The organism is Lonepinella koalarum, from assembly GCF_004565475.1.
GTDB lineage: Bacteria > Pseudomonadota > Gammaproteobacteria > Enterobacterales > Pasteurellaceae > Lonepinella > Lonepinella koalarum.
Genome location: NZ_SRHX01000001.1, coordinates 419,360 through 432,216, shown reverse-complemented (window position 1 = coordinate 432,216; position 12,857 = coordinate 419,360). Strand labels below are relative to the sequence as shown.

The window sequence follows — 12,857 nt, the reverse complement described above, 5'->3', positions numbered from 1 at the left end:
TTCTTGAAACGACTTTTATTATTCACTTTCATCGGTATAGTGGCTTGTACGACAGATTCAGAATTACTGTCGCATAGTCAGTCTCAACCTAAAAACCAAGTGATGTTGGATAAAACAACACAAAAGAGATCAGCCAGTCTCTATAAATGTAAAGATGATAAAATAATAAGAGTTGTTCGTATCACTGAAAGTAGTAAAAATACTAAAAAAGTGAAAACCGATGAGATTAATCTCACCTTTGAGGGGGTCACTGAAAAACTGAATGCCACACTTTACCAAACAGGTAAATTCTATACCAGTATTCACTGGCAATGGTTAGAAACAACCGAAAACAACAGTTTGCGAAGTAGTGTGGGTAATATTCTGGCAGAACAATGTATCGAACAATAATTAAAAGAGCCAGCTGGCTCTTTTTTATTCACTCATTAATTTCCTTTATATTCTAAATAAAGCACTGTTGCTGCAACACGTGAATGTACATTAAGTTTACGTAATAAATTACGAATATGTACTTTCACTGTTTCTTCTGAAATAAATAATTGATGCGCGATTTGTTTATTCGATAAACCTGTCGCGATCAATTGCAACACATCCAACTCACGCTCGGTTAAAGAATGAATAGGTTCTTGTGAGGGGCTGCGTGCTAATAAGAGATCTTTGATGCTATCACTTAAAATCATTTCACCTTTAGCAATTTGTTTTATTTGCTTTAATAAAATATCTGGCTCGGTATCTTTCAATAAATAGCCATCTGCTCCGGCATCAATTAAAGAAAAAATATCATTTTTCGCATCAGAAACAGTTAAAATCACAATTCTTGCATCAACCCCTTCATTACGTAATGCTTTTAATGTATCTAAACCTGAAAGCCCTTTCATATTGAGATCCAAAATAATTAAATCCGGCTCATTTCTTAATGCCAAGGAAATACCATCATTACCATTACTGGCTTCACCAATAACTAGAAAATTATCTTCTAACGCTATAAGTTGTTTAATACCACGACGCATTAAAGGATGATCGTCTATAATCAAAATACTAATTTTTTCTTGCATGGTCATATCTCTATAAAAATACTCTTGATATTAGAAACAAATATATTGTGTTACATAAAACTGATCAATGAATTGCCGTAAACGGAATAATTTTTCTGCTATTATTACTATCCGAAATTAACTGATAAAACTGTGGATAATTAAAATCACGTTGAATAATATGGTACATATTATTACCTGAGCGATCCGCCTGTTGATAGATATAATTAATCTCTCTTATTTTACGCTCTTTTTCACCATCACAATGGCGATAAATTTCAAGATGATTTTGTTCATCTAGAATATATACATTAAACGTACCATCAGTATTATCTTTAAAAAAGAATTGTAAAAATCCTTCGCTAGCAAAAGCGTCTATTTCCACTGGGTATTTACGATTATGTTGCGGAGATAAAAATTTATGTGGAAAAAAGTGCGGTGCTTTTTCATCAGATTTTGCAATATGGGCTAATTCATCAATATTTGCTAGTTGTGCATCTGGGATTTCCTGCCACCGCATTCCCCGATTTTCAAAGAAGAATTGCCAGTTTTTACCCGCTATCCGTAACATATTTGGCGTATTCGTGGAAGAAATCGTTCCCATTTGAATACCGATACACTTATTAACTAAGGTCAATACTAAATCATGCAATGCTCGTTGATAATTTTCACTATAACAAAAAACATCAACCGCTTTCGGTGAATCAGAACCGCGGTGAATCTTATTCGCTAATACTTTTAAAGCTAGTAAAATCGCATTGCTACCCTCAAAGTGCAATGTTCTGATTTCATTCCACAAATTACGATAAATTAGATCGATACTGCCGACTAAGCTTTCTTCGTTTTGCCCGAAACTAAATAAATCTCCTTGCTGAATATTCGTCCAAGATTGAACAAAATTTTTAGTCGGATCGGAAACTAAATTAACAAAGACCGCTAAATGGCGAATTTCGCACGGATGATGTAATTCTTCATTGGTAGCTGGCGGTACTTTTACTGGAAAGAATTGTGTTAAATCGGCTACAAAAGCTGTTAATTTTTCTAACGATACGGTTTGACTAAAAATATGTAACTGAGTTCCCTTAGCGAGTAACCCATTAAAATAAGCCCAAGATACTAATTTATGTAAATTTGGATTATATTCAATATGCCGATTATAAGATGCCAACTCAGAAGCTTTAGGTGCATGATTAACCACATACCAACCCGGTTTTATATTCGCTTTCGCTTTAGTCACTTCAATAAAAGTAAGATTTTCTTCGGATAAATCATTTGAGATCAGTAGATTAACCAAAGATACCTTACCGGGTAATTCCTCAAATGCACTATATAATTTTCTAGATAATATACTAATATCCTGTGGCATAATCGTCGCGTCCACATGATTTTTACGTGCAAATTTAATCAGATTACGATAGCTCATCATGAGCATTTGAACTAAATCATTATAGGAACGTTTCACCATTTTTATTTTCCAAAATGGTCGTTGATTCAGTTCTTGGATAGTATCTTGATCCCACCCCCATTGTTTAGTGAGCTCAGATAATAAGCTAAAACGCCAACCTTCGGCCTTGGTATACCATAAATCTTCGGTTGCTTTAATATAAAAACAACGTCGAACAAAATTTAAGCGTTTAAAATCACCATGATTAATCAGATAACTAGTGACTCGATCTAACATTGCCAAATAAGGATCAAAATGATAATCTTCGGTACGATCGGTTAATAAGCGAAATTTAAAATCGGATGAAATTAAATAGGTATTCGGATATTCCCAAGAATAGGCTTCAAGCAATAAAATCTTGATGGTTGATTTATACGGGGAATCAATGCCTTTATAGAGATGCCACAAACTCGCACCAAAATATTCATTCGCTGAAAACGCTCCTAAACCACCAAAATCTACCCAATCTTGTGGGTTAATTTGTTTATTTAAAATTAATTGCTCCACTTCAGTTTCGTATTGTTGTTCGTCTTCCACCAATAAATGTAACCACAATAATGGTTTACCTGCTAAGCGAATAGCTGAACGATAAAACTCATCAAGCAATAACATATATTGTGCTGATCCACAATTTTCTGATGTCATGGCATCTGAGTAACGAAAACAGTGGAATCGTTCTTGATCCATAAGAAAAAAATTCACATCAATTTCATATTGTTTTGCCCAGCTTTGTAAAACTAAGGTTTTTTGTTTGAGTAACTCTCGTTCATCATTCTTCAGTTCTTTACGATGACAAACCCAAATATCCAGATCAGAGGCAGCTGTTTGTGAAATAGAAGCGATACTCCCCATGACATAAACGCCATAAATAGCATCAAAAGTGCGGTGAGAAAAAGCATTAATTTGTGAATAAGAAAATTCTGGGACAACTTTGGCTAAGTATTCTTGTTGATAATCGGATAAGGTAAAATTACTAATTCCCACAGGCGTACCGGCAACGAAACCAGGTAAACGTGGATGGTTAACCTGTAATAATAACGTCACGAGTTTAAAGATATGTTGAAATTCACTTGATGCACCCGACAATGCTCGCACAATGCGGAAATGTTCAAGATCAGCAACCTGTTTTTTAGCAAATTCAATATCGTACTTCAAGAAAACACCCATTTTTTCAATAAGTAGCATTTATTACTTTATCATCTGGGGCATAATAAAGCAAACAAAAAAGCCCCGAACACCACTGTATTCAAGGCTTTTCGTTGTTGATAATTAATGCTTACTCATCATCCACCCTATTCAACATTTCTGTCGAATAGGCAATCAGAAAAACCACTTGAATTTAAATTCCAAATCTGACAAATGAGAAAAAAGCACTGCTAAACGATTAAATTCTATTTTGAATAGAATTTAATCGTTTCTTATCTGTTTACTTATTTTTAGATATATATTCCTTATTTAGACTTTGATGCAACTCCTGTATCGAATACACATCAAGTTTATCAATACTTTTCACACCTTCCACTAAGGCTTCTGCTCCTGAAAGCGTTGTTTGTAAAAACACTTTCTGTTGCAATGCACTTTGGCGAATAGAATGACTATCTGTTACGCTTTCAGGTGTACTACCAACAGTGTTAATGACCATGGCAATTTCACCGTTTTTAATGGCATCCACAATATGCGGGCGACCTTCACGAACTTTGTTTACGATTTGGGCGAAAATGCCGTTTTCTTTCAAGAATTTCGCCGTTCCTATGGTGGCACATAAGCCGTAGCCTTGTTCTTGTAAGCTGCGAGCCACGGGCAATAAGCGTTCTTTATCGTTGTTGTCCACGGAAACAAAGACTTTGCCGGTCTTTGGTACTCGCTCGCCTGCACCCAGCTGTGCTTTTAAAAAGGCTTCGGAAAAGGTCTTTCCAACGCCCATGACTTCGCCTGTGGAACGCATTTCAGGCCCTAAAATCGTGTCTACCCCAGGGAATTTAATAAACGGGAACACGGCTTCTTTGACAGAGTAATAATCAGGTATCACTTCACCAGCTATCCCCTGTTCTGCTAGAGAAATTCCTGCCATTACTCGGGCGGCGATTTTCGCCAAAGATCGCCCTGTGGCTTTACTGACAAATGGCACAGTACGGCTGGCGCGTGGGTTGACTTCCAACACATAAATCACGTCATTTTGCACGGCAAACTGCACGTTCATTAAGCCCACTACATTTAAGGCGTGAGCCATTGCCACGGTTTGACGGCGGATTTCATCTTGCACGGCTTCACTTAAAGAATAGGCTGGCAAGGAGCAAGCGGAGTCGCCACTGTGAATGCCTGCTTGTTCGATATGTTGCATAATGCCACCAATGATGACTTCCTTACCGTCACAAATACAATCTACGTCCACTTCAATGGCGTTGTTTAAGAAATGATCCAGCAAAATCGGGCTGTCTTCGGACACTTGTACCGCTTCACGCATATATTTATTGAGTTCGTCCACGTTGTACACAATCTGCATCGCCCGACCGCCCAATACATAAGACGGACGCACCACCAAAGGATAGCCCACTTCTTCCGCCAATTTCACCGCTTCAACTGCATTGCGAGCCGTGCGGTTATTCGGTTGTTTTAGTCCTAAATCTTGCAAGATTTTTTGGAAACGTTCACGGTCTTCGGCGGCATCGATGCTGTCGGCGGACGTGCCAATAATATTTACGCCATTGTCGTGCAAGGCATTGGCGAGTTTCAATGGGGTTTGACCGCCGTAATGCACAATCACGCCGTACGGATTTTCCACGTGGATAATTTCTAGCACATCTTCAAGAGTCAACGGCTCAAAATATAAACGGTCGGACGTATCAAAATCCGTAGACACCGTTTCAGGGTTGCAGTTGACCATAATGGTTTCAAAACCGCTTTCACGCAAGGCAAGGGCGGCATGAACGCAGCAATAATCAAATTCAATCCCTTGTCCGATACGGTTCGGACCACCACCTAAAATCATGATTTTTTTGCGATCCGTTGGACGGCTTTCGCATTCTTCTTCATAGGTGGAATAAAGATAAGCGGTGTCGGATTTAAATTCGCCCGCACAGGTGTCCACTCGTTTATAAACAGGGTGAAGATTCAAAGAATTTCGTTTATTTCGCACCGCGGTTTCGCCAGCCTTGGTAAGCTGACCAATCCGTTTATCGGAAAAGCCTTTGCGTTTTAAACGGCGGAGTTCAGTGTAATCCAATTCATCTAGCGTACGTTTTTCCAACGCTAATTCTTCTTGCACTAAATCTTGAATTTGAATCAAGAACCACGGATCAATTTTGGAATAATGATGGACTTCTTCCAAACTGAAACCAGCCCCGAATGCGTCTGCCACATATAAAATCCGATTCGGACCAGGGTTACCCAATTCGCTACGGATTTTTTCAGGTTCTTCGGAAAGCAAATTGAAACCACAAATCCCTGTTTCTAAGCCACGCAAGGCTTTTTGTAAACTTTCTTGGAACGTGCGACCCATTGCCATCACTTCGCCCACGGATTTCATTTGCGTGGTTAAACGGTCGTCCGCTTGGGGGAATTTTTCAAAGGCAAAACGTGGGACTTTGGTCACCACATAGTCAATGGACGGCTCAAAAGAGGCAGGGATTAAACCGCCTGTAATGTCGTTGCGAAGTTCGTTAAGCGTATAGCCCACCGCCAATTTGGCTGCCACTTTAGCAATCGGGAAACCTGTGGCTTTGGAAGCCAACGCCGAAGAACGACTGACCCGTGGATTCATTTCAATCACGATCATCTCGCCATTTTCAGGGTTGATGGCAAATTGCACGTTTGAACCGCCCGTATCCACCCCAATTTCACGCAACACCGCAAGACTGGCATTTCGCATAATTTGGTATTCTTTATCGGTCAAGGTTTGAGCAGGAGCAACGGTGATACTGTCACCTGTATGCACGCCCATTGGGTCAAAGTTTTCAATGGAACAGACGATAATGCAGTTGTCCGCCTTATCCCGCACCACTTCCATTTCGTACTCTTTCCAACCCAACACCGACTGCTCAATCAACAGCTCGTGGGTCGGTGAGGCATCAAAACCCCGTTCACAAATGGCTTGAAATTCATCACGGTTATAAGCAATGCCGCCGCCTGAGCCGCCCATGGTAAATGACGGACGAATCAAGGTTGGAAAGCCCACTTCTTCCTGTGCTTTCCACGCCTCATCGAAAGTATGGCACACAAAAGATTTTGGCGTATTTAGCCCAATTTTCGCCATGGCTTCTTTAAACCGTCCACGATCTTCCGCTTTATCAATGGCATCTTCGGTCGCTCCGATCAACTCCACATTGTATTTTTTCAACACGCCATGTTTAGACAAATCTAACGCACAGTTCAACGCCGTTTGTCCGCCCATGGTCGGTAAAATCGCATCAGGGCGTTCTTTTTCAATGATTTTTTCCACGGTTTGCCATTGAATTGGCTCAATGTAGGTGACATCCGCCATATTCGGATCGGTCATAATGGTGGCAGGGTTGGAGTTCACCAACACCACTTTATAGCCTTCTTCCCGCAAAGCCTTACAAGCCTGCGCCCCCGAATAGTCAAATTCACAGGCTTGACCGATCACAATCGGACCTGCCCCGATAATTAATATTGTGTTTATGTCGTTACGTTTTGGCATAGTTTTTTCTCTGTAATAATTTGAACATTAATTTAAGTGTATTTAAGAAAATATCCCATTTGAAAAACCAGAAGCAAGTAACATAAATGCCATATAAAGCATATAAATCCCAATGCAAAGATCTAATACCTGCCATACTTTCTTTTTCGATAATATATTGGATAGTCCCGAACTAAGATACCCAATGCTGTAAAACCAAACAAAAGAAGCGGTTAAAGCACCCACCAAATAGTAAATTCTCATATTTTCTGCAAAAGATAAAGAAATACTGCCTACGATAGCCACAGTGTCCAGCCAAACATTTGGATTTAATAAGCTCATTGCCACTGTTGTGGATATGATTTTTAGTTTATTGACTTCAGCTTGTTCTTTTGAATTGATAATTAAAGAATCATTCCCTTTCCAAGCACTCACTAAAGCATTGTAGCCATACCAAATTAGAAAAATAAATCCAACTAAGGTCAATAGAATAAGTGCTATATGGTTATCATTAATCACTTTGCCCAATCCAAAAACACCTATCGTCATCAGTAGCGTATCGCATAAAAAACAGACTGTACTTACCGTAAAAATCGCTTCTTTTTTAATTCCTTGGCGTAATACATACGTATTTTGTGGACCGATAGCAACTAATAATCCAGCACTGATTAAAAAGCCTGTGGTAAATACATTAATCATTTCCTATCCCATACAAACAATGCTGATATGTCCACTCAACAATCTCGGCATCCTCGCCACTTTCATAAAATTGAGACAATAGTTCGTGCCATTGTTCTAATTGTTGCTCGTTAATATTTAATACACCAGCCCCAGCTTGAATTAGCAAATAATTAGCACAAATAATCGCTGTGCGTTTATTGCCGTCCCAAAATAGCTGGTTTCGCATCAGGTAATACATTAATTTTAACGCTTTTTCCGTGGCAGAAATGGGCTGATTGATAATTTGTGCAAAAGTTTGTTCCACGCTTTGCCGTTGGGGAATATCAGGCACATAAGCCACGCCACTAATCCCCACATTGCCCGAGCGTAATTCGCCCCACGCCAGTGATTCATTATACGCCACAAAGCCATTGATTTTACAAGCAAAAGCCAAATTAAAAGGCGAATCGGCTTTTAAAATAAACTGCCACGCATTTTTTAAATTTAAAATCACCTGCACATCATCGGTGGAAACACCGCTCACACTCATTCCGCTGACAATGGTTTGCGTTTGCGGAAAGGTGGTGTTGACGTTTTCCAGCCGTGAAATACTGTGGATCACTTCCACAATATTTTTCTTCGCCAAAAAACGATTTTCTTGCAAAGTGAGATGAAATTTATTTTGCATTGGCTTTTCTTACGCTTTTGCTGCTCTCAAATTGGCAATAAATTTATCAAACAAATACGCCACATCATTCGGACCGGGGCTGGCTTCTGGGTGTCCTTGGAATGAGAATGCAGCAAGGTCTGTGAGTTCAATGCCTTGTACGGAATTATCAAACAGCGAACGATGAGTCACTCGCACATTAGCAGGAAGACTTTCTTCATCCACTTCAAAGCCGTGATTTTGGCTGGTGATTAACACTTTGCCACTGTCTAAATCTTGCACTGGGTGGTTTGCCCCGTGGTGTCCGAATGGCATTTTTTTGGTTTTTCCGCCTGCTGCCAAGCCTAACAGTTGATGTCCTAAACAAATGCCAAACAGCGGTTTTTTGCTTTTCAAGAATGTTTGAATGGCGGCAATCGCATAATCGCAAGGTTCAGGGTCGCCCGGTCCGTTGGATAAGAAAATGCCGTCTGGATTTAAGGCAAGCACCTCTTCGGCAGGCGTTTGAGCAGGAACGACCGTGATATTACAGCCCCGTTCGGCGAGCATGCGTAAAATATTGCGTTTGGTGCCGAAATCATAGGCGACAATGTTAAATTCGGGGTTTTCCGCTTCAATATAGCTTTTGCCCAGTTGCCACTCGCCTTGTGTCCAAGGGTAGGTTTCGGCACTGGTGACTTCTTTGGCTAAATCTTTGCCTGCCATTGAGCCGAAACTTAAGGCTAATTCCAAGGCTTTTTTCTCGTCCGCTTCGGTTAAATTTTCGCCTGTTAAAATGCAGCCTGCTTGTGCGCCTTTGTCACGCAAAATACGGGTTAAACGGCGAGTGTCAATATCGGCAATTGCCACCACATTATGGGCTTTTAAATATTGATCAAGGCTTTGATTGGAGCGGAAATTGCTGTGAATTAAGGGTAAATCACGGATAATTAAGCCCGCCGCAAATACTTGATGACTTTCAAAATCTTCAACGTTGCAACCTGTGTTGCCAATGTGGGGATAAGTTAAGGTGACGATTTGTTTAAAATAAGAAGGGTCAGTTAAAATTTCTTGATAGCCTGTCATGGCAGTGTTAAAAACGACTTCGCCGATAGTGTGACCTTCAGCACCGATGGATGTGCCGTGAAAAACACTACCGTCAGCAAGCACGAGAATGGCTTGTGCGGACATAATTACTCCTGATTGTGTGGTTGAACACTTACAAATATTCATTAACCTAAGATTGCTTAGTGCAATCTCGAGATGAATTAATTAAATTCAAGCTATTTTATCAAGCCCAGATCATCTTGTAAAGTTACAAGAATATATATTTATGCAGAAAAAGTGAATTAATATTCACACTATGCAGATTTCTAGCTAAACTGAGGTAAATTTTTTTGTAGATTTCGCCTAACTCATTTACAATAGGGAAAAATTTATTTGAGAACAAATCAGATGAAAAAAACTGCAATATTATCCACCGCACTTTGTAGTATCGTTTTATTGAGTGGCTGTACTAACACGCTTGATCCTGTGACAGGCGAACGCAATGATCCACTACAAGGTTTTAACCGTACCATGTGGGATTTTAACTATAAAGTGTTAGATCCTTATCTATTAAAGCCCGTAGCGAAAGGCTGGGATGCTTTGCCTAGCCCACTGACTACAGGCATCTCCAATGTTGCCAATAACCTAGATGAACCGGTCAGTTTTGTTAACCGATTATTGGAAGGTGAGGGTAAAAAAGCCATAGTACATTTTAATCGTTTTGTGATTAATTCAACCTTTGGTTTAGGCGGTTTAATTGACTGGGCTAGCTATAGTGACCCACTCAAAATTGAACATCAACGTACTTTTGGAGATAGCCTTGGCAGTTATGGTGTAGAGCCGGGCGCCTATGTTGTGTTACCGGTATATAACGCTACCACGCCACGAGAATTAACCGGTTCGATAGTCGATACCGCTTATACTTATCCATTCTGGCACTGGGTTGGTGGGGCATGGTCCCTAGTTAAAACTGGTGTTCAAGCTGTGGATACACGAGCCAAAGCAATGGATAAAGAGGCATTACTCGATCAGGCACAAGATCCTTATATCACGTTCCGTGAAGCCTATTATCAAAATCTTGAATATAGAGCCACTGATGGCAATGTTAAAGTAAAAGAAACGGGATTATCAGAAGATGATTTAAACAGTATAGATTAAATAAGAATTAAATAAGGAATTTATTATGGAAATGACATCAACTCAACGCTTAATTTTAGCTAATCAATATAAATTAATGGGTTTACTTGAACCAGAAAGCAAAGCAAAATACAGCCGTTTAGAAACGATTGTAAAGGGCGGTTTTGCGCGTGAATTAAAAGAATTAGATCAGGAGTTTAGCAATATTTCATTAGAAGAATGCCAAACTGTTCTCGATACCTTAGAAATGTACAAAGCCTTGCATGTTTCTTACAATAATTTATCCGACAAAACTACTGTTACGCCACACCGCTTACAATTCGTAGGCTATTGTGCGGTGCGTGAGAAAAAATATTTAAGCTACTTGCGTTTTATTACGGGAGTGGAAGGCAAATATCAAGAATTTATGCGTTGTGAACATGGCTGTGATTCACAAACCCCAATGTGGGATAAATACATTAAAATGCTGGATGAATGGCGTAACTGCCCACATGGTTATCATTTAAGTATTCAGGAAATTCAGAATATTTTGAATGCGTAAAAATTAGCGAAAAAATACCGCACTTTGCTTGATGGAGTCATGATGAAAATAAAGTGCGGTTTATTTTTTATCTGTTTTATATCAATATAAACTTTCATTATTCATGTAACTTCAATAATAACCGATCCATAGTACGATACCCCAAGGCTTCGGCTAAATGGGCTTGCGTAATTTGTTCCGACTCTGCTAAATCTGCAATAGTACGAGAAACCTTGAGAATACGATGATAAGCTCGTACCGATAAACCGAGTTTAGTTAGCGCATTTTCCAAAAAAATCGCATCTTTTTCTAATAACGGGCAATAACGTTCAATTTCTTTGCTGGTTAAATGAGCATTCACTTTACCCTGCCGAGCGAATTGTCTTTCGCGTACCTTAACAATTTTTAACCGCACTTGTTCGCTGCTTTCACCCCGATCTTGTTGGCTTTGTAATGCACCCTGCGGTAACAAGGGGACTTCAATCGATAAATCAAAGCGATCTAAAAAAGGTCCTGATAACCGATTCAAATAACGGATAATTTGTTGTGGTGATGTGCGATTGTGCGATCCTTGATAATGCCCTGTTGGGCTTGGATTCATAGCAGCAACTAATTGAAATTTAGCGGGGAATTGAATCTTAGCAGTGGCACGAGAGATAACTATTTCACCACTTTCTAAGGGTTGGCGTAATGCATCTAATACTTTCCGTTCAAACTCGGGCAACTCATCAAGAAAAAGAATGCCATTGTGAGCTAATGAAATTTCACCTGGTTTTGGGATCGATCCCCCTCCCACTAACGCGGGCAAAGATGCACTATGATGCGGGCTACGGAATGGACGTTTCTTCCAATTGGCAAAATTCAGTTCATTTTGAATCAGGCTTGTGACGGAGGCGGTTTCTATGGCTTCTTGATCACTCATTTCGGGTAAGAGATCGGTTAATCGACTGGCAAGCATGGTTTTGCCTGTCCCCGGTGGACCTAATAAAAGTAAGTTATGCTGTCCAGCAGCGGCAATGATTAAGGCTCGTTTGGCATGATGTTGCCCGATAATATCGGTTAAATCTTTACTATTTTGCACCGCACTTTGCTTGGCATTTGACCTAATTTGATCTGCCATTTGGCTCGCCGTTGGCAAATTTAATTGATTATCGAGAAATTGTACCACTTCTAACAGTGAATTTGCATAATAACTGTCGTGTTCTGAGATGAGAGAGGCCTCATTGGCATTTTGTGGGGCAATAATCATGGTTCTTTTTGCTTTTTGAGCCGCTAAAATAGCAGGAATAACTCCTTGTACACCACGTAAATTACCTGTTAATGCCAGTTCACCGAGAAATTCAAATTGACGTAATTGTTCCGCATTAATTTGCCCTGATGCTGCCAAAATCCCCAACGCAATCGGCAAATCAAAACGTCCCCCCTCTTTAGGTAAATCTGCTGGGGCAAGATTAACCGTAATGCGTTTTGGTGGATATTTAAATTGTGCATTAATCAAGGCACTTCTCACGCGATCCTGTGCTTCTTTCACGGTTTTTTCTGGTAATCCCACCAACACAAAATTTGGTTTACCATTGCTAATATGGACTTCGATGGTCACAAGGGAGGCTTGTACCCCGATAGATGCACGGCTATAAACAATGGCTAACGACATGACTTTTCCTTTTAAATAACAAATCAGAAAAATCATAAAAAAATCCACCGCACTTTACAAAAATGACGGTGTATTTTTG

At 39.8% G+C, this 12,857-nt stretch carries 10 protein-coding genes; 3 read left to right on the top strand and 7 right to left on the bottom strand.

Translation table 11 applies throughout. From position 1 onward, the window contains the following. Window positions 1-3 precede the first annotated feature (3 nt). Window positions 4-390: a hypothetical protein gene (locus tag E0709_RS02060; protein ID WP_228777408.1), complete on the top strand. Its 387-nt coding sequence runs from the start codon at window positions 4-6 to the stop codon at window positions 388-390. 35 nt (window positions 391-425) lie between these two features. On the opposite strand, the gene narL is transcribed toward E0709_RS02060, so the two are convergent. The 6 genes from narL to carA all read right to left on the bottom strand — a co-directional run bounded on the left by narL (window position 426) and on the right by carA (window position 9,611). After that, window positions 426-1,055 carry a two-component system response regulator NarL gene (gene narL, locus E0709_RS02055; RefSeq protein WP_132300034.1) on the bottom strand — a complete coding sequence of 210 codons (630 nt, stop codon included), beginning with the start codon at window positions 1,053-1,055 and terminating at the stop codon, window positions 426-428. A 64-nt stretch (window positions 1,056-1,119) separates the two neighbouring features. Beyond that, window positions 1,120-3,633, bottom strand: a complete 2,514-nt coding sequence (locus tag E0709_RS02050; protein WP_132300290.1) for a class I adenylate cyclase — start codon at window positions 3,631-3,633, stop codon at window positions 1,120-1,122. A 271-nt stretch (window positions 3,634-3,904) separates the two neighbouring features. After that, window positions 3,905-7,135, bottom strand: coding sequence for a carbamoyl-phosphate synthase large subunit (carB, locus tag E0709_RS02045; protein WP_132300032.1), 3,231 nt, complete (start codon window positions 7,133-7,135; stop codon window positions 3,905-3,907). 42 nt (window positions 7,136-7,177) lie between these two features. Continuing rightward, entirely contained in the window at window positions 7,178-7,813 is a 636-nt protein-coding gene (locus E0709_RS02040) for a LysE/ArgO family amino acid transporter (protein WP_132300030.1), read from the bottom strand. Then, window positions 7,806-8,462, bottom strand: coding sequence for a Fic family protein (locus E0709_RS02035; protein ID WP_132300028.1), 657 nt, complete (start codon window positions 8,460-8,462; stop codon window positions 7,806-7,808). The genes E0709_RS02040 and E0709_RS02035 overlap by 8 nt, the downstream gene beginning before the upstream one ends. A gap of 9 nt (window positions 8,463-8,471) precedes the next feature. Beyond that, on the bottom strand, window positions 8,472-9,611 hold the full coding sequence (carA, locus tag E0709_RS02030) for a glutamine-hydrolyzing carbamoyl-phosphate synthase small subunit (RefSeq protein ID WP_132300026.1): 1,140 nt from the start codon (window positions 9,609-9,611) through the stop codon (window positions 8,472-8,474). A gap of 264 nt (window positions 9,612-9,875) precedes the next feature. Here carA and E0709_RS02025 point away from each other — a divergent pair, with 264 nt between their 5' ends. Both E0709_RS02025 and E0709_RS02020 read left to right on the top strand, forming a co-directional pair. After that, the gene (locus E0709_RS02025) at window positions 9,876-10,625 is read left to right on the top strand and encodes an MlaA family lipoprotein (protein ID WP_132300024.1); all 750 of its coding nucleotides are present in this window, start codon (window positions 9,876-9,878) and stop codon (window positions 10,623-10,625) included. Between the two features lie 25 nt (window positions 10,626-10,650). After that, the gene (locus E0709_RS02020) at window positions 10,651-11,145 is read left to right on the top strand and encodes a YfbU family protein (RefSeq protein ID WP_132300022.1); all 495 of its coding nucleotides are present in this window, start codon (window positions 10,651-10,653) and stop codon (window positions 11,143-11,145) included. A gap of 97 nt (window positions 11,146-11,242) precedes the next feature. Here E0709_RS02020 and E0709_RS02015 read toward each other — a convergent pair whose 3' ends face one another. After that, complete coding sequence (locus E0709_RS02015; RefSeq protein ID WP_132300020.1) at window positions 11,243-12,778, bottom strand: YifB family Mg chelatase-like AAA ATPase; 1,536 nt, start codon at window positions 12,776-12,778, stop codon at window positions 11,243-11,245. Between the last annotated feature and the right edge of the window lie 79 nt (window positions 12,779-12,857).